Source organism: Lentzea californiensis (assembly GCF_024648825.1).
Taxonomy (GTDB): domain Bacteria; phylum Actinomycetota; class Actinomycetes; order Mycobacteriales; family Pseudonocardiaceae; genus Lentzea; species Lentzea californiensis.
The window spans coordinates 282,442-306,293 of sequence record NZ_JANBBE010000001.1; the positions used below are offsets into that span (position 1 = coordinate 282,442).

A 23,852-nucleotide genomic window follows, 5' to 3' on the forward strand; every position below is an offset into this window, starting at 1 on the left:
CCTCCACCGTGTCAGGACGCCTTCACGATCGGCAACCGCAAAGCGGCTGGAGCTTGATCGGGAACCGCCGGGTTCTTCGGCTTCGTCGGGTTGATCCTGCGGTAGGGCTGGTCCTGCGCGGGCCGCTGGTCCTGCTCGCCCTTGTTCGGCCACAGCGAGAACGCCCGCTCGGCCTGCGCGGTGATCGTCAGACTCGGGTTGACGCCGAGGTTCGCACTGATCGCCGAACCGTCCACAACGGACAGTCCGGGGTAGTTGAAGACCCGGTGGTACGGGTCGATCACGCCCTGCTCCTCGCCGCTCGCGATCGCGCAGCCGCCGATGAAGTGCGCGGTCAGCGGGATGTTGAACAGCTCGCCCCACGTGCCGCCGGCCATGCCGTCGATGTGCTTGGCGGCCAGCAGGTTCGCCTCGTGACCGGCCGGGATGAACGCCGGGTTCGGCTCACCGTGGCCCTGCTTGCTGGTGAGCTTGCCGCGCTTGAGGAACGTGGTGATGGAGTTGTCGAGACTCTGCATGACCAGCAGGATCACGGTCCGCTCGCTCCACCGGTGCACGCTCAGCAGCCGGAGCAGCCGCAGCGGGTGCCGGAACGCCTGCTTGATGAACTGCAGCCACCGCGGCGTGCTCAGCGCGCCGTCCGTGGCGAGGGTCTGCAGCATGCCCATGGCGTTGCTGCCCTTGCCGTACCGGACGGGCTCGATGTGCGTGATCTCGTCGGGGTGGATGGAGCTCGTGATCGCGACGCCCTGCGTGTAGTCGATGTCCGGGTCGACCGTGTAGCGGGCGGCGCCGATGATCGACTCGGAGTTGGTGCGGGTGAGCTCGCCGAGCTTGGGAGAGATCTTCGGCAGGGTGCTCGCCTTCGCCTGGTGCAGGAGCTGCTGGGTGCCCCACGTGCCGGCGGCGATCACGACCTGGTCCGCCGTGAACGTCCTGGTCGCCTTCCCGCCGGTCGTCTTCGTGCCGACGGTCCAGGTGCCGCCGGCTTCCTTGAGCTGCGTGACCGTGGTCAGCGGGAAGACCTGGGCGCCGAGCTTCTCCGCGAGGTAGAGGTAGTTCTTGACCAGCGTGTTCTTGGCCCCGACCCGGCAGCCCGACATGCAGCTGCCGCACTCGGTGCAGCCGGTGCGCTCCGGCCCGGCACCCCCGAAGTAGGGGTCGGCCGCCTTCTTCCCCGGCTCGCCGAAGAACACCCCGACGGGCGTCGCGTGGTAGCTGTCCTCGACGCCCATGTCCTTCGCGACCTTCTGCATGACGACGTCGCTCGGGGTCGTCGTGGGGTTCGTGACGACACCCAGCATCCGGCTCGCCTGGTCGTAGAACGGGTCCAGCTCGTCCTGCCAGTCGGTGATGTGCGCCCACTGCCGGTCCTCGTAGAACGGCTTGAGCGGCCGGTACAGCGTGTTCGCGTACACGAGGCTGCCACCGCCGACACCCGCGCCGGCGAGCACCATGACGTTGCGCAGCGTGTGGATGCGCTGGATGCCGAAGCACCTGAGCTGCGGCGCCCACAGGTACTTGCGGAGGTTCCAGCTGGTCTTGGCGAACTCGTCGTCGGCGAACCGGCGCCCCGCCTCCAGGACGGCGACGCGGTAGCCCTTCTCGGTCAGGCGGAGCGCGGCCACGCTGCCACCGAACCCGGAGCCGACGATGACGACATCGAAGTTACCGGCGAGTTCACCCATGGATCGGAGAGTAGGCGTTACTTCCGGTAACGCCTAGTCCCCTATCGGTTCAGACGGGCCGGATGCGGTCATGAAATCGGTCCAGAGGTCGACCGCCTGCTCCAGACTCAAGGCGGCTACCTGCACCGGAGGGATTCCGGCGGTGTGCACGAGACGCTGGGCCAGCCAGTCGGGGACCGGCTCCCGCGACGGGGCTTCCTCCACGACCACGTGGCCCGCGAGGCGTCCGAGTCTGCGGATGACGTCGGCCAGCTTGAGCAGCGTGGAGCCCTCGTCGGCGATCGACGCGACTCTCGCCGACGCCTCGGCGTAGACCTCGGCATCCGAGCGAACGCCCACACACCAGACTTCACAGACCTCGACGGCGCCACCGGTGGTGACTCGGTAGACGATCCGCCAGTGGTTACGCCCCACCACCAACTTGCGAAATCCGGTCAACTCGCCGCCGAGCGGGTGCCCGGTCTCCGGGTCGTCGAGCAGGATCTGGATTCTCTTGAGGATCCTGGGCACAACGTCCGGCCCCAGGCGACGCAGGTCATCGATGGCCGCGTCGGTGAACAGAACTTCAGCCATCGAGCGAGTCGTCGTCCTCCACCGCTGCCAGCGACTCACGGGTGTGCCCGAACGCCGCCAGTACGTCGTCGAAGGACGTGCGCCGACCGGAGTCGGCAGCCGAGCGGGCGAGCACGAGCGCCAGATCCCTCAGATCCGCCGCCGCTTCGTCGATCTCAACCAGGCGACTCATCGGGACGACAGCGGCCACCGGCCGGCTGTGCCGCGTGACGACCACGGGACCACCCTGCTCGGCATCGGCGACCAGGCCGGCGACGCCACGTTTGGCAGCCTCCGTGACTGTCAGTTCGCGAGCCTCGTGCATTGCGGTCACGCGCAGAACTACACAGAAAAACTGGATAGAAGGTCGAGGGTGCGCGGGCAGGCGCACCCGTCGACTCAGAGGATCAGGCCCTCGATGACCCAGACCATGAACGCCACGGCCAGGCCGGTGATCACCAGCCCGCCGCAGACGAACAGGGTCAGCATCTTCCAGCCGATGCCTCCGACGCCCTCGTCCTCCTCGGGCGCTTCCTCGATCTCGAACTCTTGGACCTCGGCGTCCGGGGCGATCGTGTCCACATCACTGTTCTTGCCGTCGCCGAACAAGGCATCCAAATCCACGCTCACAAGGACGCGCGGAGTAGTCGTTCGGTTGCAAGATCCCGGCAAAGCAGAGGGGCGCGTCCCCGCAGGAACGCGCCCCTCGACGTCGATCAGGCTCAGCCCCGGATCGTCAGGCCGACCTTCTGGAACTCCTTGAGGTCGGAGTAGCCGGTCTTGGCCATCGCCCTCTTCAGGGCGCCGAACAGGTTCGTCACGCCGCGCGGGTCGGCGGACGGGCCGAACAGCAGCTTGCGCAGGTCGAGCTCCTGGTCCACCGCGTCGGCGACGAGGCTGCGCGGCACGGACGGGTGCGCGGACGCCGCCGTCCAGTACAGGCCCTGGCCCGGTGCCTCGGTCGCGGCGGCCAGCGGCTCGCCGAGCATCACGGCGTCGGCACCGCAGGCGATGGACTTCGCCACGTCGCCCGAGGTCGTGACGCCGCCGTCGGCGATGACGTGCACGTAGCGGCCGCCGGTCTCGTCGAGGTAGTCGCGGCGCGCGGCCGCGGCGTCGGCGATCGCGGTGGCCATCGGCACGCCGATGCCCAGCACCGAGTCGGTGGTCGTGACGCCGGGGGCGTAGCCGTAGCCGACGATCACGCCCGCCGCGCCGGTGCGCATGAGGTGCATGGCGGTGCGGTAGTCGCCGACACCGCCGGCGATCACCGGGATGTCGAGGTCCGCGATGAACGACTTCAGGTTCAGCGGCTCACCACCGCGGCTCACGTGCTCGGCCGAGATGATCGTGCCCTGCACGACCAGGATCTCGACACCCGCGGCCAGCAGGTCCGGCGTGAGCTCCGCGGCACGCTGCGGGCTGACGCGGACCGCGACCGTGACACCCGAGTCGCGGACCTGCTTGACCGCCGAGGCGATCAGGTCCATTCGCAGCGGGGCGGCGTGCAGCTCCTGCAGCACCTTCACCGCGGCGGCCGGGTCCTCGCTGTCCTCGGTCGCCTGGACCAGGCGGAACAACGCCTCGTCCACGTCGCTGTGGCGGGCCCAGAGGCCCTCTGCGTTCAGCACACCGAGGCCACCGAGCTCGCCGACCGCGACCGCCGTGCCCGGCGACACGATGGCGTCGGTCGGGTGGGTGATCAGCGGGATGTCGAAGCGGTAGGCATCGATCTGCCACGTCGTGGAGACGTCCTTCGACGACCTCGTCCGACGCGACGGGATGATCTCGATGTCGTCCAGCTCGTAGGCCCGCCTCGCGGTCCGGCCCATGCCGATCTCGACCAGATCGCGCACCAGTTGTTCCTCTCCAAAGCTCTTGAACAGCGGACCGGCGAAACCGCCCGCGGGACTCTAACGGGTGGTGTAGTTCGGGGCTTCGACGGTCATCGTGATGTCGTGCGGGTGGCTTTCCTTCAGGCCCGCCGCGGTGATGCGCACGAGCTGCTGCTGCTGCAGTTCGGCGATCGTGTGGGAGCCCGTGTAACCCATGGCCGCGCGCAGACCACCGTTGAGCTGGTGCACGACCTGCGACAGCGGGCCGCGGAACGGCGTGCGGCCCTCGATGCCCTCGGGGACGAGCTTGTCCTCGTTGAGGACGTCGTCCTGGAAGTAGCGGTCCTTCGAGAACGACTTGTTCTCGCCGCGGGACTGCATGGCGGCGAGCGAGCCCATGCCGCGGTAGGTCTTGAACTGCTTGCCGTTGACCAGGATCAGGTCGCCGGGCGCCTCCTGGGTGCCCGCGAGCAGCGAGCCGAGCATCACGGCGGACGCGCCGGCCGCGATGGCCTTGGCGATGTCGCCGGAGTACTGGATGCCACCGTCACCGATCACCGGCACGCCGGCCGGGTTGCAGGCCAGCGAGGCCTCGTAGATCGCGGAGATCTGCGGCACACCGACACCGGCGACGACGCGCGTGGTGCAGATCGAGCCGGGACCGACACCGACCTTCACGCCGTCCGCACCCGCGTCGACCAGGGCCTGGGCACCGGCGCGCGTCGCGACGTTGCCGCCGACGACGTCCGCCGAGTCGCCGAGCTCCTTCTTGATGCGGGCGACCATCTCCAGCACGCCACGCGAGTGCCCGTGCGCCGTGTCGACCATGAGCACGTCGACGCCTGCCTCGGCGAGCGTCATCGCGCGCACGAACGAGTCCTCGCCCACACCGACGGCAGCGGCGCACAGCAGGCGGCCGTCCGGGTCCTTGGTGGCCATCGGGTACTGCTCGGTCTTGACGAAGTCCTTGACCGTGATCAGGCCCTTGAGCTTGCCGTCACCGTCGACGATCGGCAGCTTCTCGACCTTGTGGCGGCGCAGCAGGCCGAGCGCGGCCTCCGCGGACACGCCGACCTGGGCCGTGACCAGCGGGCCCTTGGTCATGACCTCGATCACGCGCTTGGAGTGGTCGAGCTCGAACCGCATGTCGCGGTTCGTGATGATGCCGACGAGCTTGTTGTTCTCGTCGGTCACCGGCACGCCGGAGATGCGGTAGCGGGCGCACAACGCGTCCACCTCGGCCAGCGTGGCCTCGGGCGAGCACGTGACCGGATCGGTGACCATGCCGGCCTCGGACCGCTTGACGGTCTCGGCCTGACGGGCCTGGTCCTCGATGCTCAGGTTGCGGTGCAGCACACCGATGCCGCCCTGACGTGCCATCGAGATGGCCATCCGGCCCTCGGTGACCGTGTCCATCGCGGCGCTGGCCAGCGGAATCTTCAGGGTGATGTTGCGCGAGATCCTGGTGCTCGTGTCGACGCCACTCGGGACGACGTCCGACTCGGCAGGCAGCAGGAGCACGTCGTCGAAGGTCAGTCCCAGCATGGCGAACTTGCTCGGGACTCCATCAGCGTTGAGCTCGCTGGTCATAGCGGGTGACATGCCTTCCGTCGTGCGGTCTGCGCTCTGCCTGCCCTTTTGGGGTCCTGCGTGTCCAGTTTCCGCAGGCGGAGGCGGTGCGACCCATGGTATCTGGACGCCCGTGGGGGTACGGCGGGTACCGTGCGGGGTCGTGCCGCACGACGCGTTGCCACCAGACCCCTTCGAAGGCGACCCAGAAGACCCCGCGCTCTCTCTGGGCGAGCCCGACCACGACCATGCCCCGATGGACGAAGACGAGCGAACAGAGCTGGTCAGCGACCTGGCCGACCTCGCCGTCTACCAAGCGCTGCTGGAACACAGAGGCGTCCGGGGCATCGTCGTGGACTGCGGTGAGTGCCAGGAACCGCACTACCACGACTGGGCACTGTTGCGAGCCTCACTGGAGCAGCTGCTGGCCGACGGCCGCATGAGGCCGCACGAGCCCGCCTTCGACCCGAATCCCGGCGCCTACGTGAGCTGGGAGTACTGCCGCGGGTACGCGGACGGAGTGACGGCCTCCGAGTCGGCCCGCTGACCTGGCGGCACGGTTGTGAGGTCGGACGCACCCGCCGGTCACATTCCACCTGACGTGTGAACGCATGAGCATGTGAACGGCCCCTGACCTCGAAAGATCAGGGGCCGTTCACACTGCGTCTCAGTTGGAGCCGGTGCTCTCGACCGACTGCCCGGTGGACTCGCCGTTCGTACCGGTCGACCCCGGGTCCTCGCCAGGAGGCGGCGGAGGCGGAGGCGGGTTCTCCTCGCCGTTCGACGTCGGCGGCGCTGGCGTCTCCGACGACGGAGGCGTGGACGGCTGGGTGGTCGACGGCTCGGTCGTCGGCGTCGACGGCGTGGCCGACGGCTGCGACGACTGGCTCGGCTGCGTCACCGGCGGGAGCGTCGAGGTGGGCGGCGCGGTCGAGGTGTTGGTGTCGAGCTCCTTTTCGAGCTCCTTGTGCTTCTCCTCGAGCTGCTGCTTGCCATCGGCCGTGGAGACCGACTCGAGGCTCTCGCCGATCTTGTTCAGCTTCTCGCGCGCCTCGTTGACCTTGCCCTCGCGCAACGCCAGCCGTGCCGCGTCGAGGTCGCCGCTGATGATGGCCGCGGCTTCGATCGACTTCGCGTGCTCGGAGTAGAGGACTCGCGTGAGACCCCAGAGAGCGTCGCCGGGCTGGGCGTCGCGGGCGACGAGGCTCACGCCGGTGAAGGCGATGGCCAGGACCGCCGCGGCACTCGCCAGCGGGATCAGGAAGCGGTGCCTGCTCACCGGCTGCGGGCGGGCAGCCTGGATCGTGGCGATGGCGGTGTCGGTGTCGACGAGCTCGCCGAACGGCTCCGTCTCCACCTCGTTGCGCCATGCGAGCAGCAACGCGTTCAGGTCGTCGTCTCCCAGGGAGCCGGCCACGCCAGGGGTCGCCGACCCCAGTGCGTCCAGCAACCTGTCATCGGCCTGTACAGCCGAAAGATCATCTGCGACGGGTTCGTGCGGGGCTCTATCGTCCTGTCCGCGCACTTCCTCGTCGTCCTTTCCGTGTTCGTCGGCCACTCAGACCACCTCCTCCGCTGCCAGCGATTTGCGGAGCCGAGCCAGCGCACGGTGTTGCGCCACCCGGACCGCACCCGGCGTCGAACCGACCGCCTCGGCTGTTTCCTCGGCGGAGAGCCCGACCACCACCCTCAACAACAGGATCTCCCGCTGCTTCTCCGGCAGGACACGCAGCAACACAGCCATCCGGCCGGAGAGCTCTCCCTGCATCGCCCGCTGCTCAGGACCTGCTTCGGTCTCCGGCGAGTCGGGGACTTCGGGAACGGGCTCGGACCGGTTCCTGGCGGCAGACCGATGTGCGTCGGCCACCTTGTGCGCCGCGATCCCGTACACGAACGCGAGGAAGGGCCGACCCTGATCGCGGTAGCTGGGCAATGCCGTGAGCACCGCGAGACACACCTCCTGGGCCACATCGTCCGCCGAAGCGAAGCTTCGCTCCTGCCTACCAACTCTGGCGCGGCAGTACCGCACCACAAGAGGACGAATGGAGGCCAGCAGGCGTTCGATCGCCTGGCGGTCGCCGTCGACGGCCGCGCCCACTTCGGCGTCCAGTCCGTCCCCCAAGTTGGTCATCGCAGACAACAGCCCTGGTGTTACTTGTTGGCGTACCGACATGAAACAGCACGAGTCACTCACAGCGACCCGTTGCAGCAGCTTCACCGTACCGGTCTTCAAGCGTTCTGTTCATAGGTGGGGTATGGACACCCCGAGTGAACAGTGGACACGCCCGAACGGATTACAGCCCGGCGACATTGTCACCGGGCTGGGCTAAACGCGCGACCTGAGGGACCACCACTTGCACGGGTGAGCCGTCTCACGCCACCGGCCCCGCTTCCCCACATGCGGCATATGAGGACGCGGGGCCGGTGCGGCAAGAGCTACTACTGGACGAGGCCTCGCCGGAAGCCGTGCGCGACCGCCTGAGCGCGGTCACGAACACCGAGCTTGCGGAAGAGACGACGAGCGTGCGTCTTCACCGTGTCCTCCGACAGGTAGAGCTCGCGGCCGATCTGGCCGTTGCTCTTGCCCTGGCTCATGCCCCGCAGCACCTGGAGCTCACGCTCCGTGAGCTGCACGCCGGGGTCGGAGGGCTGACGAGGCGCCGGCACCGAGGTGCTGGCGAGCGTGTGCGCGAGGGCTGCCACAAGCTCAGGACGCGACGCGTCCCACCTCAGGTAGCCACGGGCACCGCCGGCGATCGCCGCGGCGATGCTCCCGGCGTCGTCGGGTGCGCCGAAGACGATGACGTTTGCCTGCGGGTTCGCGGAGACGAGCCGACGGGTTGCTTCAACCCCGGTCGGGACGGCGCGCTGGGTTCCCACCAGGACGACGTCGACCGGCTGCCTTGAAAAGCGAGCCAACAACTCGTCACCGTGCGCTACGCAGTCGATGCGGCTGACCCCTGGGACAGCCGACATCACGCGGGTGAGACCCTCACGCACACTGCGCCGGTCGTCGCAAATAAGGACCGTGGTCACGGGGACTCCTTTCCTGCAGCCGAGTGACGTTCCATCTCCCCTATCGGACGCTGGCGGCCCAACCTTGACACGATCCGGTGCTTAATCCGTCAAGAAGTTCGTCCGAGGGTCTGCGTTCGGGGGTTCCCCGGAACGGAGCAGCCCGGTCGGCACCCACGGGGAATCAAGGGCCACCTGTCGGCTGACGGGATCAGCTCTGCGTAACACGCAGCTCAGAGCCTCCGTCGCCTGGTCGATGGCGACTGCGCCCACAGTGGTGGCACGACCCACCAGAAGAAGAGCGCTCGGCCAGATCAACGGATGAAGTCCCTTCGCAACGCTGTGATTTAGCTCACACTCAACCAGTTCAACCCCGCGATTCAGGCCGTCGGGGGTCCCCCACACGACCAATGAAGCGCCCAGAACGAGTGCCGACTTGAGCTCGTGCCGTAGGGCCTTTCTGCTCGTCGCTACGCCGTACGCCGCCTCCGCGGGTGCGACGGCGGCGTGCGCGCGACCGTCCGCCAGCTCGATCTCAGCGGCTACCCAGCCCTTGCGGACCTCACTCCGCCACGACCGCGTCTCAACTCGTGCGAGCAACCTGCGGGCCTCGTTCAGGCGTTGAGCACCGAGCGAATCGGCGGCGAGGCCGAGTAGAGCGTCCGTCCGGGCGCCCGCGGCGTCGATCCCGTCGGGGTCGTTCCCGCCTGCCGGCTGGACGCGCGCGAGGGCTGCGCCGTCGAGGGCGCGGGCGAGGTGGTGGGCCCCTAGCTGACGGTGGTGCGACGCGCGAGTCGAGAGGGACAGGGACGCGATCACCTGGTCGGGGTCGTGTCGGAGCTCGTCCAGCACGGTGGCGGCGGCCGCGTAGTGGCCCTGGCCACCCAGTACGACCGCGGCGAGCCACCTGGTCCTGGGGCTTGGCGCCGCGAGAGCGGGCCACACGTCGAGGTCGGGTGAGTCGCCGAACGCGGCTCGGCGCAGCTCGTCTTCGGTCACGGTGAGGAGTGTGCCGCCAGGCGGTGGGCGGCTCGGTGGTGGGCGGCTCGGTGGTAGGCGGCTCGGTGGTAGGCGGCTCGGTGGTGGGCGGCTCGGTGGTGGGCGGGGCGGTGGTAGGCGGCTCGGTGGTAGGCGGCTCGGTGGTGGGCGGCTCGGTGGTGGGCGGGGCGGTGGCGGGCGGGACGCGGATACTTCGAAGTTCCATGAGGGTGCACGAGACGAGACGAGACGGTTCGTCTCGGCAGTGGGTGGGTGCGGAGTCCGTGGAGGGAGTGCGGAGTCCGCGAGCCGTGACGCCAGCGCGGGCAAGGTCCCGAGACGTGACGAGACGGTTCGTCTCGTCACCCGGCCGAAGCGTCAGGTGACGGCGGCCTCGACCGCGTCGACAGCGGCGGCCAGGTCCGCCACCCGCTCCGCCGGCGCCGTCACCACACCCCGCGTCCACCCCGGCCCTCCCACGAACACCCGCACCTGCTGCCGGGTCCGCGGCAGCGCGGAGATCACCCCCGGATCGGCGTAGCGCGGCAACTGCGCCCAAAGCACCACCGCGGAGGGGGCGGTACGGCGTACGGCGGCGGCCAGGGCGTCCATCGGCAGCGCCGCCCCCAACTGCCGGACGACGACGCCGCGCTGTGCCAGTTCCGCGGCCAGTGGGTAGAGAGGGAGGTTGTGCCTCTCCTCCGGCATGCACGCCAGGAGCACGGGCCGGTGGTTGCGCGCGAGCGTGACGAGTGGTGTGGCGCGCACGAACGCCGCGAGCACGCACTCGTTCAGCAGGTGCTCGACCTCGACGCCGGTCCCGGAGAGCTGCCAGCGCGCGGCGACGGCCGTCAGCACGGGGCGCACCACCTCGTTCCAGGTGGCGATCACGCCGTCGGAGGCCAGCGAGTCGGCCAGCATCCCCTGGACCGCGATGGAGTCCATCGCGACCGCGGCGCGGCCCAGTCCACGCGCCAATCGAGACGCTCCGGGCATTTTCAGCCCACGTCCACCCGATGGTGCGACGGGAACCACTCCGTGTGTCATCGACGATTTCGAGTCGAGCGCGAAACGGGCTGCTTCGGCGGACGACGCGCCACGCAGAAGAGCGCGTTGCATCAATTCGAGACGGGCCACGTCGGGTGGCCCGTACTTGCGGTGCCGGCCCGTGGTGTGGCCGGTCGGGCCCAGCCCATAGCGGCGGTCCCAGGTGCGGAGGGTGGCAGGAGCCACGCCGAGTCGCCTGGCCACCGCGGCCACTGAGAGAAGGGGCTCACTCGTGTGACTCCCGGCAGAGGTTTGATCCGGCGGTGTCATCACGAGAGCCATGTTCCGTTCACCTCATCCGGGCGGCAACTCCGGGCGGTGAGTGATCGAACACGCGTGCCGTCACCCATCAGTTGATAAGGGTCTTCAGCCTCTTGAACAAGTTTTGACGCGGTTCTACGGTGGATCATCGTTAAGCCGAATGGAGCAGTCGTCACGGAGGCGGTCTCGATGGCGGACACCCGAAGGCTCCCCGGTCCCAACGCAGATCTGTGGGACTGGCAGATGCGCGGTTCGTGCCGGGGCATGGACAGCGCGTTCTTCTTCCACCCCGATGGTGAACGGGGCCCGGCGAGATCTCGCCGGGAAGCTCGCGCGAAAGCTGTCTGCCTCGCCTGCCCGGTGCTGGAGCTGTGCCGCCAACACGCGCTGGCGGTGCAGGAACCGTATGGGATCTGGGGCGGGCTCTCGGAATCGGAGCGCGACCACATCATCAAGGCACGAAAACGACAACTGGCAATAGTCTGAACAGAAAAGCCGGGTCGGCACCAACGAATGGTGCCGACCCGGCTTTGTTCGAGTCCGAAGAACTCGGCTTGCTCAGTGGCCGTGCCCGTGCCCGTGGCCGTGGCCACCGGCGGAAGCGGGCTCGTCCGCCTTCTTCTCGACGATGGCGCTCTCGGTCGTGAGCACCATGCGCGCGATGGACGCGGCGTTCGCCACGGCGGAACGCGTGACCTTGACCGGGTCGATGATGCCCTGCTCGAGCAGGTCACCGAACTCCAGCGAGGCCGCGTTGATGCCGAAGCCCCACTCGCCCTCGCGGACCTTGTTCACCACGACGGCGCCTTCGAGGCCGGCGTTCGCGGCGATCCAGAACAGCGGCGCGGACAGGGCCTTCGCGACGAGCGCGACACCCGTGGCCTCGTCGCCGGACAGGCCGAGGCCGCCTTCGAGCACCTTCGCGCCGTGCACGAGAGCGGAGCCACCGCCGGGGACGATGCCCTCCTCGACCGCGGCCTTGGTAGCGGCGACCGCGTCCTCGATGCGGTGCTTGCGCTCCTTGAGCTCGGTCTCGGTGGCGGCGCCGACCTTGATCACGGCGATGCCGCCGGAGAGCTTCGCGAGGCGCTCCTGGAGCTTCTCGCGGTCCCAGTCGGAGTCCGTGTTCTCGATCTCGCGGCGCAGCTGCTCCGCGCGGCCGGCGATGTCGGCCTTGGTGCCGCCGCCGTCCACGATCGTGGTGTCGTCCTTGGTCACGACGACGCGGCGGGCGGAGCCCAGCTGCTCGAGCGTGGTCTCGGACAGCTTGAGGCCGATCTCCGTGGAGATGACCTCGCCACCGGTGACGACCGCGAGGTCGTCCAGGAACGCCTTGCGGCGGTCACCGAAGAACGGCGCCTTCACGGCGACGACCTTCAGGGTCTTGCGGACGGCGTTGACCACCAGCGTCGACAGGGCCTCGCCCTCGACGTCCTCGGCGACGATCAGGAGCGGCTTGCCGGACTCCGCGACCTTCTCGAGGATCGGGAGGACGTCGGCCAGGGCCGAGATCTTCTCGCGGTGCAGCAGGATGCGGACGTCTTCGTAGACGGCCTCCTGTGCCTCGAGGTCGGTCGAGAAGTGCGTCGACACGTAGCCCTTGTCGAACTGCACGCCTTCGGTGATGACCAGCTCGGTCGCGAGCGTGGACGACTCCTCGACGGTGATGACACCGTCTTCGCCGACGCGCTCGATGGCCTCGCCGAGCAGGGCGCCGATGGACTCGTCACGCGAGGAGACGGTGCCGACCTGCGCGATGTTCTCGCGGCCCTTGACCGGGGTGGCCTTGGCCTTGAGCGCGTCCACGACGGCGTCGGAGGCGGCCTGGATGCCACGGCCGAGCGCGGTCGGGTTCGCACCCGCGGCGATGTTGCGCAGGCCTTCCTTGACCAGCGCCTGCGCCAGCACGGTGGCGGTGGTGGTGCCGTCACCCGCGACGTCGTTGGTCTTGGTGGCGACCGACTTGGCGAGCTGGGCGCCGAGGTTCTCGAACGGGTCGTCCAGCTCGATCTCGCGAGCGATGGTGACACCGTCGTTGGTGACCGTCGGGCCACCGAACTTCTTGTCGAGGACGACGTGGCGCCCGCGCGGCCCAAGGGTGACCTTGACCGTGTCCGCGAGCTTGTTGACGCCGCGCTCGAGTGCCCGACGAGCGTCCTCGTCGAAGCTGATCTGCTTGGGCATTTAACTCAAAGCCTCTCTGGGTAGCGAAACGCCCCGGAAGCCCCGGATGGGGCGCCGGGGCGTCAGGCATGACAGCCGAGCGTCTTAGTTGACGACGGCCAGCACGTCGCGAGCGGAGAGGATCAAGTACTCCTCGCCGTTGTACTTGACCTCGGTGCCGCCGTACTTCGAGTAGATGACGACGTCGCCGACAGCGACGTCCACCGGGACGCGGTTGCCCTTGTCGTCGATGCGGCCGGGGCCCACCGCGAGGACCTTGCCCTCCTGGGGCTTCTCCTTCGCGGTGTCCGGGATCACGAGGCCGGAGGCGGTCGTCGTCTCAGCCTCGGAGGCCTGAACGACGATCTTGTCCTCAAGCGGCTTGATGTTCACGCTCACCGGGATGACCTCCACGGGTCGTTGGCAGGTTCGTTTGTTTAACGGCTCCTGCCACCCCGCCGTCGCGGGGGTCGGGGCGGTGCTGGTGCCGTGCAATTGGCACTCTACCCATGAGAGTGCCAAGCCTTCAACGAGACCCCCGAACCGATCACCATCCGGGAGCCGTATTCAGGGCATGTCCTCGTTGACGCGCCGAACGCTGCTGCTCGCAGGCGTGGCCGGAGTCACAGCGTTCTCGGTCACCGCATCCGCCCGGCCGAGCGACCCTTTCACACTCGGTGTGGCCTCGGGCGACCCGGCACCCGACGGGGTGGTCCTGTGGACGCGGCTGGCCGTCGAACCGCTCGCGGAAGACGGTCTGGGAGGCATGCCGGCCCGCCCGATCGAGGTGGCGTGGCAGGTCGCCGCGGACGAACGATTCACCCGAATCGTGCAGCGCGGCTCCACCACGGCTCGACCGGAAGAGGCGCACAGCGTCCACGTGGAGCTCGTCGGGCTGGAGCCCGGCCGCGAGTACTTCTACCGCTTCAAGGCCCTCAACCACCTCTCGCGGACGGGCCGCACGCGCACGGCACCCTCTCCCGGCTCGTTGCAGGTACCGCTGACGATGGCCTTCGCGTCGTGCGCGCAGTACGAGCACGGCTACTTCACGGCCTATCGCAGGCTCGCGGAGGACGAGCCCGACCTGGTGCTGCACCTCGGCGACTACACCTACGAGTACGAGAGCGGCATCCACGTCGCCCCGAGCGGCAACGTCCGGCAGGTCGAGGGCCCGACCACGACGACGCTCGCGGGCTATCGGCGGCGGCAGGCGCAGTACAAGACCGATCGCGACCTGCAGCAGGCACACGCCGTGGCGCCTTGGTCGGTGATCTGGGACGACCACGAGATCGACAACAACTGGGCGGGGATGCTGCCGGACAAGCCCCAGCCGGACTTCCCCGCGCGCAGGGCCGCGGCCATCCAGGCCTACTACGAGAACATGCCCCTGCGCAGGTCACCGAGGCTGTACCGGCGGATCGGGTGGGGTGCGCTCGCGACGTTCCACCTGCTCGACACCCGCCAGTACCGGACCGACCAGGCCTGCGGGGACGGGCTGCAGCTCTGTCCCGAACGGCTGGAGCCCGAGCGCACCATGCTCGGCGCCGCGCAGGAGGACTGGCTGTTCGACGGCTTCCGCGGCTCGCGGGCGCGCTGGGACGTGCTCGGGCAGCAGGTGTTCTTCTCGCAGTACGACTACATCCCCGGCGAGGTCGACAAGTTCCTTCTGGACGCGTGGGACGGTTACGTCGCTGACCGGGACCGGGTCGTGGCGAGGTTCGCGGACGTCCGGAACCCGATCGTGCTGACCGGGGACGTGCACGCGGCGTGGGGTGCGGAGGTCAAGGAGCGCTGGAACGACCCGTCGTCGAAGACGCTCGCGACCGAACTCGTCACCACCTCGATCACGGCCGGTGGCGACGGCTCGGAGGAGTACGCCGAGACACCGCTGTGGCTGCGCGAGAACCCGCACGTGAAGTACTTCAACAACCGCCGCGGTTACACGCTCACCAGGTTCACGCCCGATGAGCTGCGCACGGACTTCCGCGGTCTCGACTACGTGACGAGGCCCGGATCGCCCGTGCGCACCAAGGCGTCGTTCGCCGTGGAGGACCGGGTGCCGGGCCTCCACAGCACCTGATCAGACGATCTGGACGGTGCTGACCGGCAGGCCCGGTGTGGTCGAGATGTCCATCCGGGACGGCTTGGCACCCGCCGCGACGAGGTGGGCGCCGAGCGCGGCGATCATCGCGCCGTTGTCGGTGCACAGCCGAGGCCGCGGCACGCGCAGCTCGATGCCGGCCTCGGCGCAACGCTCGGCGGCGAGCCCGCTCAGGCGGGAGTTCGCCGCGACGCCACCGGAGATGACCAGCGTGCCGACGTCCAGGTCCTTCGCGGCGCGGATCGCCTTGGCGGTCAGCACGTCCGCGACGGCCTCCTGGAACGACGCGGCGACGTCGGCCAGCGGGATCTCCTCGCCGGCGCGCTCGGCGCGCTCGACCCAGCGGGCGACCGAGGTCTTCAGGCCGGAGAACGAGAAGTCGTACTTCGCGTCGCGCGGGCCGGTGAGGCCGCGCGGGAACGCGATCGCGCAGCCGTTGCCCTGCTTGGCGAGCTTGTCGATGGGCGGACCGCCGGGGTACGGCAGGTCGAGCAGCCGCGCGACCTTGTCGTACGCCTCACCGGCCGCGTCGTCGACGGTGGACCCGATCTCGGTGATCGAGTTCGCCAGGCCGCCCTCGATCAGCAGCAGCTGCGAGTGGCCGCCGGATACCAGCAGCGCGAGGCAGCGCTGCGGCAACGGGCCGTGCTGCAGCGTGTCCGCGGCGACGTGACCCGCGAGGTGGTTCACGCCGTAGAGCGGCTTGCCGAGCGCGGCCGCGTACGCCTTCGCGGCGGACACGCCGACCAGCAGCGCGCCGGCCAGGCCCGGTCCGGCGGTGACGGCGATGGAGTGGATCTGGGAGAGCTCTACCTTCGCGGTGTCGAGCGCGCGGCGCATGGTCGGGACCAGCGCTTCGAGGTGGGCGCGCGAGGCGACCTCTGGCACGACGCCGCCGAAGCGGGCGTGCTCCTCGACGCTGGACGCGACCTCGTCGGCGAGCAGTTCGAGCGAGCCGTCCGGACCGAGGCGGACGATGCCGAAGCCCGTCTCGTCGCACGAGCTCTCGATGCCCAGAATCAAGCGATCAGACACTTTGAGCAGGCCTTCCCATCGTGTACGCGTCGGCACCCGACGGCTGGTAGTAGCGGCGGCGCAGGCCGAGTTGTTCGAAGCCGTGCGCCTTGTACATCGTGATCGCGGGCTCGTTGTCCGTGCGGACCTCGAGGTAGACCGGCACGCCGATCTCGTCGACGCGGGCCAGCAGGTCCCTCAACAGCATCTTGCCGACGCCCCTGCCCTGCCAGTGCCCGACGACGGCGATCGTGTGCACGCTGGCCTCGTGCTCTCCGGCGCCGAGCCCGGCGTACCCGATCAGCTCGTCGTCGGAGTACGCGCCGATGTAGTAGTTGCCGTTGTCGAGCTCGCTGCGGAACGCGTTCTCGCTCCACGGGTCGTCGCCGGGGAACAGCGCCAGCTCGATCTCGTGGCACCTGGGCACGTCGGCGTGCCGCAGCGGCGCGAGCGTGACGGTGCCGGTGGTCATGCCCTGGTCACCCTCTTGCGCCCGGTGGGCTCGACGGCGTCGGGACGGCGCAGGTAGAGCGGGGTGAGCGCGGCCGGGCGGGCCTGGGCGAGCACCTCGGCGGCCGCGGCGGCGACCAGGCCCTCCGGGCTCGGGTGCTTCGCTTGGAGCAGCTCCAAGCCGAGGACGTCGGCGTAGATCTCGGCACCCTCACCCGTGGCCTGGTGGACGCCCATCTTCGGCAGCTTCTCGGCCAGGTCCTGCGGGCGCTCGACGTGCGGGCCGTCCGTGCGGCGACCGGCGGCGTCGTAGGCGGCCCAGTAGACCTCCTTGCGCCGCGCGTCGGTCGCGACGAGCAGCGGGTGGCCGCTGGCGGCGTCCTTGGCGAGGGCGTCCGGGGTGGCGACCGGGTAGACCGGCCGGTTGAGCGCCTGGCCGAGCGCGGCGGCGGTGGCGAGGCCGACCCGCAGGCCGGTGAACGGCCCGGGACCTGCACCGACGACGATCGCGTCGAGGTCGGCGAAGGTCTTGCCGGCTTCGGCGAGCGCGTCGCTGATGTGCGGGGTGAGCAGCTCGCCGTGCGCCTTGGCGTTGAGCGTCACCCGCTTCGCGAGCAGGCGCGGCAGGGAGTCGGGCACGAGTTCGACCACACCGGCGGTGACTGCGGGGGTGGCCGTGTCGACGGCGAGCACTAGCACGGTTGTCCAGGGTAGTACGAGGTCGTGTCGGTCATCCCGTGGCCTCTGGCCGGGATGGCGGTCGCGGGCGGCCCGGACGGGAGCTGTCCGGAGAGGACCGTCGTGGGGGATGGCCGATGGGCTCGTTCGGCCATCCCCCACGACGCCGCGGGGCTGTCAGCCAGCCGGGTCGCCGTCGCAGGCGGCGTAGGACGGTGGGCGGTCGACCGTGAAGATCTCCAGCGGGCCGTTCCAGCTCCAGGGCGTGTCGCAGGCGTCGAGCACGCTGACGCGCGAACCGCCCCCGACGCGGGTGCACGCGACGTAGCCAGGGGCGTGACTCTCGTGCAGCAGCGAGAGCGGCCCGTTCCACTGCCACGGCGCGGCGCACAGGTGGTCGCCGGGTTCGTCGTGCTGACCAGCGGACGCCGGGATCGCGGCGGCCAGCACGGCACCGCCGAAGACGGCGGTCGCGAAGAGCGTCTTCTTGATCATGCAGCGTGCATCGGCCGGCGGCGTCGCGTCCTCAACGGACGTCACCCCAAGAGCCGAACAACGTCACACCGGCAGGGGACGCGAGCTCCAGTCGCCCTGCGGGATCAGCTGAGCTGTGCGAACGTCGTCGATCCCGCGTTCGAGGCGGATCAGCAGATGATCTTCGTTCAGGCGTTCCGCGACGCCCTCACCCCACTCGACGGCGACCACGGCGTCGACGAGGTCCGTGTCCAGGTCGAGGTCGTCCAGCTCGTCCAGGTGGCCCCCGAGCCGGTACGCGTCGACGTGCACCAGCCGCACTCCCCTGCCGTTCTCGGCGGGCTCGTGCACGCGGGCCACGACGAACGTCGGCGAGGACACCCGGCCCTGCACGCCGAGGCCGCGCGCGAGGCCGCGCACCAGCGCCGTCTTCCCCGCTCCCAACGGCCCGGCGAGCAGCAGCAGGTCGCCCGCCCGCACCACTTCACCCAGCTTGCGGCCGAACTCCTCGGTGTCCTCCACCAGGGGCAGTTCGACGGTCTTCACGCTCGGCGCCACCACTTCTTCCGACTCTCTCCGCGATCGGCCGCGCAGCGTTCGACGAGCGCGACCAGGTGGTCGTTGACGAGATCAGCCTGCTCCATCATCACCATGTGCCCGGCACCGGGGGCCCGCACCAGGGTGGCGTGCGGCATCTCCTCGGCCATCCGCTCGGCGTGCGAGAACGGCGTGAGTTTGTCCGCGTCACCGCTCAGGATCAGCACCTCGCAGTGCCTCAGGCCGGCCAGCGCCTTGTAGCGGTCGTGCGTGCCGAGGGTCTCCAGGAACTCGGTGAGGACCTTCACCGTCGTCCCGTTGATCATCTGCTCCATGAGGTCCACAAGGGACGGTGCGACCTTGCGGTCGCCGAACGCCAGTGCGCGGATGCCACTCCACGTCAGGGTTTTCGTGCCCTTGCGGACCCACTCGACGAAACCCGGCTGGATGCCCGCGAGCCTGCCCACGCCGAGCGTCACCGGGTTGTACCGCGACAGCACGGACTTCGGCAGCCCCGCGCCGCCCACGGCGCCGGCCGCGGTGCCGATCAACGCGATGCCGCGCACCCGGTCCTCGAAGAGCTCGGGGTGCTTCTCGGCCAGCGCCATGATCGTCATGCCGCCCATGGAGTGGCCGACGAGCACCAGCGGACCTTCCGGCACGACCGCGCGGATCACCGAGTCGAGGTCGAGCGCGAGCTGGTCGATCGTGCTGTTCTCGGCGGAGGACTTCCCGGAGCGGCCGTGGCCGCGCTGGTCGTAGAGCACCTGGTGGACGCGGGGATCGATCAGCTCGGCGAGGTCGCGGCGCTGGAAGTGGAAGCAGCGGCGGTCCAGCGCGAACCCGTGCACCAGCACGACGGTGATGTCCGGCTCGCCGCCGTCCGCCGGGTCGACCTCCTCGACGGAGATCGGCACGCCGTCCTCGGCTGCCACCGTCGACTCGCGATCGGGCCTCAGCTGGCCTAACGGCTCGTCGGCGAGGCTGTCCGTCGCGTTCTTGCGCTGGTGCGAGACCTTCGCGGTCTGCGCCACGGCCGCACCGGCGACGACGGCGCCGACCGCACCACCGACCCACCCGACGACCTTCCACACCGGCTTCACGTGTAGATCCTCCGCACCCGCGGCCGGTACATCCCGCAGACGATCTCGTAGTCGATCGTCCCGGTCAGCTCCGCCCACTCCGTCGCCGTCGGCTCCCCGCGGCTCCCGTCGCCGAACAGGACGACCTCGGCACCCTCCGCGATCTCGTCGTCCCCGCAGTCCACGACGATCTGGTCCATGCAGACACGGCCGGCCACCGGGCGGCGCCTCCCGTCCAGGAGCACCTCCATCCGGCCGGAGAGCGCCCTCGGGACACCGTCCGCATACCCGGCCGGCACCAGTGCCAGCGTCGTGTCCGTCCGCGCTGTCCATGTCATCCCGTAGGAGACCGACTCACCTGCGGGGATACGTTTCGTGAGCGCCACGTGCGACCGGTAGCTCATGGCCGGCCTCAGGTCGTGATCGGTCGGCACGGGGTTCAGCCCGTATACGGCGATGCCGGGCCTGACGATGTCGAAGTGCAGGTCGGGCCTGGTCAGCAGGGCCGCCGAGTTGGCGATGTGCCGTTTCGGGTCGAGACCGGCGGCCTTCGCGACCTCGTAGGCGTCGTCGAACCGCTTGGCCTGCAGGTCGATGGACGGGTCGCCGATCTCGTCCGCGGACGCGAGGTGCGACCAGATGGCGACGACCTCGTGCTGCTTCGCGGCCTCGACGAGCTCGGGCCAGTCGTGGGGCTGGCAGCCGTTGCGGCTCAGCCCGGTGTCGATCTTGAGGTGGAGCCGCGGCCGTGCGTCGGCCTCCAGCGCTGCCTGCTCGATCCGGCGCAGGCCGGACAGCGACGACACGGACATGTCCACGTCGGCCGCGAGACCGGCCGCCAGGTCCTCGTCCGGGGTGTCGAGCCAGGCCAGGACCGGGGCCTGGATGCCCGCCGAACGCAACGCGAGGGCTTCCTGCGTCGAGCACGAACCGAGCCAGGTGGCACCGGCTTCGAGGGCGGCGCGGGCGACCTGCACCGCTCCATGGCCGTAGCCGTCCGCCTTGACGACGGCCATCGTCTCGGAGGCAGGGGCGAGACCGGCGAGCAGGGCGACGTTGTGCCGCAGCGCGCCTAGGTCGACGACAACTTCTGAACGGGCCATAACCTGTTCATCGTGCCATGACAGCCGGGAACAGGGACTATGGCGCAACTCGCAGCGCGCGGATCGCCGCCGGGATCGCTTCCATCAGACCTGAGGCGGGCAACGGCGCCCCGTCCGCTCCCAGTTCGGCCGCCAGCACGTGCGCGTACGCCGCGTAACCCGCTGCCAGGAACGGGTCCAGGCCTGCGGCCAGCAGGGCGCCGATGATGCCGGACAGGACGTCGCCCGACCCTGCCGTCGCCGGCCAGGACGACGTCGCCGAGTTGACCAGCGCCCGTCCGTCCGGCGCCGCCACGACGGTCCGATGGCCCTTGAGCAGCACCACGGCGTTGAACCGCTGCGCGGCCTTCCTGGCCGCCGCGACGCGATCCGCGCCGACCGGGCCGGCCAGGCGTTCGAACTCGCGGTCGTGCGGGGTCAGCACGAGGGCGGCGTCGGGGTCGCGGGCGTCCCAGAGCGACGGGGCCGAGGCGAGCAGCGTGATGGCGTCCGCGTCGGCGATCACCGGCACACCGGCGTCGAGCACCGACCGCAGGACGTCCGCGGACGAGCTGCCGGTGCCCATGCCGGGGCCGGCGACCCAGGCCTGGACGCGGCCGGCGTCGGTGATCGAGCCGGTGCAGATCGCCTCGGGCCAGCGGGCGCGGATGGCGTCGGCGGCCGGACCGGCGTAGCGGACCATGCCCGAGGTCGCGAGCACGGCGGCGCCGGTCGACAGCACCGCGGCACCGGGATAGGTGGTGCTGCCGGCCGCCACTCCCGTGACGCCCTGGGTGTACTTGTCGTCGGACGGGCCCGGCACCGGCCAGGCGACGTCCGCGCGGTCGAGCAGCACGAAGTCGGGGTCGACCGGCCGCAGGCCGATGTCGACCAGGTGCACGTCACCGCAGTCCGCCAGCGCGTGCACCGGCTTCAGGCAGCCGAACGTGACGGTGGTGTGCGCCTTCACGTGCGGGCCGGAGATCTCGCCGGTGTCCGGGTCGATGCCGGACGGCAGGTCCACCGCGAGGACCGGGACCTCGACGCTCTCGACCAGAGCGGCGGCGGCCGGGCGCAACGGGCCGCGCGCGGACAGGCCGACGATGCCGTCGATCACGAGATCAGGGGTGCCGACGTCGGCGACGATCCGGCCGCCCGCTCGACGGAACGCGGCGAGGCCTTCGGCGTGGGCCTTCTCCGGAGACAGGAGCACGGCGGACACCGCGGCCCCGCGTCGGCGCAGGAAGTAGCCGGCCCACAGGGCGTCGCCGCCGTTGTTGCCCGCACCCACGAGCAACGTCACCCGGCGGCGGCCCTGCAGGAGCCTGAGGGCGTGGGTGGCCACACCGAACGCGGCCTTGCGCATCAGTGAGCCCGGCGGGACGACCGCCATGAGCTCCTCTTCAGCGGACTTGACGCGTTCGGTGTGCCAGACGCCTCTCACTCACTCGACGGTAACGGACTTCGCCAGGTTGCGAGGCTTGTCCACGTCGTAGCCGCGGGCGGACGCGATCTCGGCCGCGAGGATCTGCAGCGGCACCGTCGAGATGAGCGGCTGCAGCAGCGTCGGGACGGCCGGGATCTCGATCAGGTGGTCGGCGAACGGGCGCACGGTCTCGTCGCCCTCCTCCGCGATCACGATCGTGCGGGCGCCGCGGGCCTGGATCTCGCTGATGTTCGACACCAGCTTCGAGTGCAGGACGGCACGGCCCTTCGGTGACGGCATGACCACGACGACCGGGAGGTTCTCCTCGATCAGCGCGATCGGACCGTGCTTGAGCTCGCCGGCCGCGAAGCCCTCGGCGTGCATGTAGGCGAGCTCCTTGAGCTTGAGCGCGCCTTCCAGGGCCACCGGGTAGCCGACGTGACGGCCGAGGAACAGCACCGCCTTCGAGTCGGCGAGCTCACGGCCCAGTGCACGGACCTGCTCGGCCGTGCCGAGCACGCGCCGCACGGCCTCGGGCATGGCCTCCAGCTCGTGGAACTCGCGGGCGACCTCGTCCGGGTACTTGGTGCCGCGCGCCTGTGCCAGGGCCAGGCCCACCAGGTAGTTCGCGGCGATCTGGGCGAGGAACGCCTTCGTCGACGCGACACCGATCTCCGGCCCGGCGTGCGTGTAGAGCACGGCGTCGGACTCGCGTGGGATCTGCGCGCCGTTGGTGTTGCAGACGGCCAGGACGCGGGCCTTCTGCGCGCGTGCGTGACGCACTGCCTCCAGCGTGTCCGCGGTCTCGCCGGACTGCGAGACGGCGACGACGAGCGTGTCGCGGTCGAGCACCGGGTCGCGGTAGCGGAACTCGGAGGCCAGCTCGACCTCGACGGGCAGGCGGGTCCAGTGCTCGATCGCGTACTTCGCGACGAGGCCGGAGTGGTACGCGCTGCCGCAGGCGATGACGAAGACCTTGTCGACGTCGCGCAGGTCCTGGTCGGAGAGGCGCTGCTCGTCGAGGACGATCCGGCCGTTCGCGAAGTGGCCGCGCAGCGTGTTCGCCAGCGCCTCCGGCTGCTCCTCGATCTCCTTGAGCATGAAGTACTCGTGGCCGCCCTTCTCGGCGGCGCTGAGGTCCCAGTTGACCGTGAACGGCTTGGCCTCGGCGACCTCGCCGTCGAAGTCGGTGACCTCGTAGCCGGAGCGGCTCAGCACGACCATCTGGTCCTGGCCCAGCTCGACGGCTTCCTTGGTGTGCGCGATGAACGCGGCCACGTCGCTCGCGACGAAGTACTCGTTCTCGCCCACGCCGACGACCAGCGGCGAGTTGCGGCGCGCGGCGACGACCTGGTCGGGCTCGTCGGCGTGCGTGATCACGAGCGTGAAAGCGCCCTCGAGCCGGCGGGCGATCTTGCGCACGCTGGCGGGCAGGTCGCCCTTCGTGTCGCCCTCGGCGTAGGCGAACGCCACGAGGTGCGCGACCGTCTCGGTGTCCGTGTCGGACGCCATCTCGACGCCGAGGCCCTCGAGTTCGGCGCGCAGCGCGAGGAAGTTCTCGATGATGCCGTTGTGCACCACGGCGACACGGTTGGTCGTGTCGCGGTGCGGGTGCGAGTTCTTGTCGATCGGCGCACCGTGCGTCGCCCACCGGGTGTGGCCCATGCCGACGGTGCCCGCGAAGTTCTCGCGACCCACCTCGTCGAGCCTCGTCTCCAGGTTCTGCAGCCGTCCGGCCTTGCGTTCGACGGCGAGGTCGTCGCCTGTCACGACCGCGACGCCCGCTGAGTCGTAACCCCGGTATTCGAGGCGCCTCAGCCCGTCCAGCACGACGTCGAGCGCCGACTGGTGACCCACGTATCCCACGATTCCGCACACGGGAAACAGACTAGCTAGACCA

25 protein-coding genes are annotated in these 23,852 nt (G+C 69.8%); 3 read left to right on the plus strand and 22 right to left on the minus strand.

Going from position 1 to position 23,852, the window contains the following annotated elements; genetic code table 11:
* Positions 1–11 precede the first annotated feature (11 nt).
* From LX88_RS01505 to guaB, 6 genes are all read right to left on the minus strand, one after another.
* Entirely contained in the window at positions 12–1,688 is a 1,677-nt protein-coding gene (locus LX88_RS01505; protein WP_258946115.1) for an FAD-dependent oxidoreductase, read from the minus strand.
* A 33-nt stretch (positions 1,689–1,721) separates the two neighbouring features.
* On the minus strand, positions 1,722–2,261 hold the full coding sequence (locus LX88_RS01510; protein ID WP_258946116.1) for a type II toxin-antitoxin system RelE family toxin: 540 nt from the start codon (positions 2,259–2,261) through the stop codon (positions 1,722–1,724).
* On the minus strand, positions 2,254–2,565 hold the full coding sequence (locus LX88_RS01515) for a type II toxin-antitoxin system Phd/YefM family antitoxin (protein ID WP_258947580.1): 312 nt from the start codon (positions 2,563–2,565) through the stop codon (positions 2,254–2,256). The genes LX88_RS01510 and LX88_RS01515 overlap by 8 nt, the downstream gene beginning before the upstream one ends.
* A 74-nt stretch (positions 2,566–2,639) precedes the next feature.
* On the minus strand, positions 2,640–2,864 hold the full coding sequence (locus LX88_RS01520; RefSeq protein WP_258946117.1) for a hypothetical protein: 225 nt from the start codon (positions 2,862–2,864) through the stop codon (positions 2,640–2,642).
* Positions 2,865–2,962: 98 nt separating this feature from the next.
* Positions 2,963–4,096 (minus strand): GuaB3 family IMP dehydrogenase-related protein, encoded by a 1,134-nt coding sequence (locus LX88_RS01525; RefSeq protein ID WP_258946118.1) that lies wholly within the window; start codon positions 4,094–4,096, stop codon positions 2,963–2,965.
* A 57-nt stretch (positions 4,097–4,153) separates the two neighbouring features.
* A complete protein-coding gene (guaB, locus tag LX88_RS01530; RefSeq protein ID WP_258946119.1) occupies positions 4,154–5,665 on the minus strand; it encodes an IMP dehydrogenase in 1,512 nt (503 codons plus the stop codon).
* 142 nt (positions 5,666–5,807) lie between these two features.
* Between guaB and LX88_RS01535 the strand changes: the two genes are divergently transcribed.
* Positions 5,808–6,191 carry a DUF5319 domain-containing protein gene (locus LX88_RS01535; protein WP_258946120.1) on the plus strand — a complete coding sequence of 128 codons (384 nt, stop codon included), beginning with the start codon at positions 5,808–5,810 and terminating at the stop codon, positions 6,189–6,191.
* Positions 6,192–6,311: 120 nt separating this feature from the next.
* Here LX88_RS01535 and LX88_RS01540 read toward each other — a convergent pair whose 3' ends face one another.
* From LX88_RS01540 to LX88_RS44520, 5 genes are all read right to left on the minus strand, one after another.
* Positions 6,312–7,202 (minus strand): anti-sigma-D factor RsdA, encoded by an 891-nt coding sequence (locus tag LX88_RS01540; protein ID WP_258946121.1) that lies wholly within the window; start codon positions 7,200–7,202, stop codon positions 6,312–6,314.
* Positions 7,203–7,775 carry a sigma-70 family RNA polymerase sigma factor gene (locus tag LX88_RS01545; protein ID WP_090067129.1) on the minus strand — a complete coding sequence of 191 codons (573 nt, stop codon included), beginning with the start codon at positions 7,773–7,775 and terminating at the stop codon, positions 7,203–7,205.
* 308 nt (positions 7,776–8,083) lie between these two features.
* On the minus strand, positions 8,084–8,680 hold the full coding sequence (locus LX88_RS01550) for a response regulator transcription factor (RefSeq protein ID WP_030471988.1): 597 nt from the start codon (positions 8,678–8,680) through the stop codon (positions 8,084–8,086).
* Between the two features lie 81 nt (positions 8,681–8,761).
* Positions 8,762–9,658 (minus strand): hypothetical protein, encoded by an 897-nt coding sequence (locus LX88_RS01555; RefSeq protein ID WP_258946122.1) that lies wholly within the window; start codon positions 9,656–9,658, stop codon positions 8,762–8,764.
* Between the two features lie 357 nt (positions 9,659–10,015).
* A complete protein-coding gene (locus tag LX88_RS44520; protein ID WP_258947581.1) occupies positions 10,016–10,954 on the minus strand; it encodes a MerR family transcriptional regulator in 939 nt (312 codons plus the stop codon).
* Positions 10,955–11,134: 180 nt separating this feature from the next.
* Between LX88_RS44520 and LX88_RS01565 the strand changes: the two genes are divergently transcribed.
* Positions 11,135–11,431, plus strand: coding sequence for a WhiB family transcriptional regulator (locus LX88_RS01565; RefSeq protein WP_258946123.1), 297 nt, complete (start codon positions 11,135–11,137; stop codon positions 11,429–11,431).
* A gap of 72 nt (positions 11,432–11,503) precedes the next feature.
* On the opposite strand, the gene groL is transcribed toward LX88_RS01565, so the two are convergent.
* Together groL and groES are read right to left on the minus strand one after the other, a co-directional pair.
* Positions 11,504–13,129, minus strand: a complete 1,626-nt coding sequence (groL, locus tag LX88_RS01570) for a chaperonin GroEL (RefSeq protein WP_258946124.1) — start codon at positions 13,127–13,129, stop codon at positions 11,504–11,506.
* Positions 13,130–13,213: 84 nt separating this feature from the next.
* Entirely contained in the window at positions 13,214–13,507 is a 294-nt protein-coding gene (gene groES, locus LX88_RS01575; RefSeq protein ID WP_053737364.1) for a co-chaperone GroES, read from the minus strand.
* A gap of 175 nt (positions 13,508–13,682) precedes the next feature.
* On the opposite strand from groES, the gene LX88_RS01580 reads away from it, so the two are divergent.
* Positions 13,683–15,188, plus strand: coding sequence for an alkaline phosphatase D family protein (locus LX88_RS01580; protein ID WP_258946125.1), 1,506 nt, complete (start codon positions 13,683–13,685; stop codon positions 15,186–15,188).
* Here the strand turns inward: LX88_RS01580 and tsaD are convergent, their stop codons facing one another.
* The 9 genes from tsaD to glmS form a co-directional block, all read right to left on the minus strand.
* On the minus strand, positions 15,189–16,244 hold the full coding sequence (gene tsaD, locus LX88_RS01585) for a tRNA (adenosine(37)-N6)-threonylcarbamoyltransferase complex transferase subunit TsaD (protein ID WP_258946126.1): 1,056 nt from the start codon (positions 16,242–16,244) through the stop codon (positions 15,189–15,191).
* Positions 16,237–16,695, minus strand: coding sequence for a ribosomal protein S18-alanine N-acetyltransferase (gene rimI / locus LX88_RS01590; protein ID WP_258946127.1), 459 nt, complete (start codon positions 16,693–16,695; stop codon positions 16,237–16,239). The genes tsaD and rimI overlap by 8 nt, the downstream gene beginning before the upstream one ends.
* Positions 16,692–17,372, minus strand: coding sequence for a tRNA (adenosine(37)-N6)-threonylcarbamoyltransferase complex dimerization subunit type 1 TsaB (gene tsaB, locus LX88_RS01595; protein ID WP_258946128.1), 681 nt, complete (start codon positions 17,370–17,372; stop codon positions 16,692–16,694). The genes rimI and tsaB overlap by 4 nt, the downstream gene beginning before the upstream one ends.
* Before the next feature lie 156 nt (positions 17,373–17,528).
* Positions 17,529–17,846, minus strand: a complete 318-nt coding sequence (locus tag LX88_RS01600; RefSeq protein ID WP_258946129.1) for a hypothetical protein — start codon at positions 17,844–17,846, stop codon at positions 17,529–17,531.
* Between the two features lie 63 nt (positions 17,847–17,909).
* Positions 17,910–18,371, minus strand: coding sequence for a tRNA (adenosine(37)-N6)-threonylcarbamoyltransferase complex ATPase subunit type 1 TsaE (tsaE, locus tag LX88_RS01605; protein ID WP_258946130.1), 462 nt, complete (start codon positions 18,369–18,371; stop codon positions 17,910–17,912).
* Positions 18,368–19,465: an alpha/beta fold hydrolase gene (locus tag LX88_RS01610; protein ID WP_258946131.1), complete on the minus strand. Its 1,098-nt coding sequence runs from the start codon at positions 19,463–19,465 to the stop codon at positions 18,368–18,370. The genes tsaE and LX88_RS01610 overlap by 4 nt, the downstream gene beginning before the upstream one ends.
* A complete protein-coding gene (gene alr / locus LX88_RS01615; RefSeq protein WP_258946132.1) occupies positions 19,462–20,547 on the minus strand; it encodes an alanine racemase in 1,086 nt (361 codons plus the stop codon). The genes LX88_RS01610 and alr overlap by 4 nt, the downstream gene beginning before the upstream one ends.
* 37 nt (positions 20,548–20,584) lie before the next feature.
* Positions 20,585–21,970, minus strand: a complete 1,386-nt coding sequence (locus tag LX88_RS01620; RefSeq protein WP_258946133.1) for an NAD(P)H-hydrate dehydratase — start codon at positions 21,968–21,970, stop codon at positions 20,585–20,587.
* Positions 21,971–23,830, minus strand: a complete 1,860-nt coding sequence (gene glmS / locus LX88_RS01625) for a glutamine--fructose-6-phosphate transaminase (isomerizing) (protein ID WP_258946134.1) — start codon at positions 23,828–23,830, stop codon at positions 21,971–21,973.
* Positions 23,831–23,852: the final 22 nt, after the last annotated feature.

What these genes read in the sequence shown, in the direction of transcription:
- LX88_RS01505 (WP_258946115.1), bottom strand. Translation starts at nt 1,688, where the DNA reads ATGGGTGAACTCGCCGGTAACTTCGATGTCGTCATCGTCGGCTCCGGG.
- LX88_RS01510 (WP_258946116.1), bottom strand. Translation starts at nt 2,261, where the DNA reads ATGGCTGAAGTTCTGTTCACCGACGCGGCCATCGATGACCTGCGTCGC.
- LX88_RS01515 (WP_258947580.1), bottom strand. Translation starts at nt 2,565, where the DNA reads ATGCACGAGGCTCGCGAACTGACAGTCACGGAGGCTGCCAAACGTGGC.
- guaB (WP_258946119.1), bottom strand. Translation starts at nt 5,665, where the DNA reads ATGACCAGCGAGCTCAACGCTGATGGAGTCCCGAGCAAGTTCGCCATG.
- LX88_RS01545 (WP_090067129.1), bottom strand. Translation starts at nt 7,775, where the DNA reads ATGACCAACTTGGGGGACGGACTGGACGCCGAAGTGGGCGCGGCCGTC.
- LX88_RS44520 (WP_258947581.1), bottom strand. Translation starts at nt 10,954, where the DNA reads ATGACACCGCCGGATCAAACCTCTGCCGGGAGTCACACGAGTGAGCCC.
- LX88_RS01565 (WP_258946123.1), top strand. Translation starts at nt 11,135, where the DNA reads ATGGCGGACACCCGAAGGCTCCCCGGTCCCAACGCAGATCTGTGGGAC.
- groL (WP_258946124.1), bottom strand. Translation starts at nt 13,129, where the DNA reads ATGCCCAAGCAGATCAGCTTCGACGAGGACGCTCGTCGGGCACTCGAG.
- LX88_RS01580 (WP_258946125.1), top strand. Translation starts at nt 13,683, where the DNA reads ATGTCCTCGTTGACGCGCCGAACGCTGCTGCTCGCAGGCGTGGCCGGA.
- rimI (WP_258946127.1), bottom strand. Translation starts at nt 16,695, where the DNA reads ATGACCACCGGCACCGTCACGCTCGCGCCGCTGCGGCACGCCGACGTG.
- LX88_RS01600 (WP_258946129.1), bottom strand. Translation starts at nt 17,846, where the DNA reads ATGATCAAGAAGACGCTCTTCGCGACCGCCGTCTTCGGCGGTGCCGTG.
- alr (WP_258946132.1), bottom strand. Translation starts at nt 20,547, where the DNA reads ATGGCCCGTTCAGAAGTTGTCGTCGACCTAGGCGCGCTGCGGCACAAC.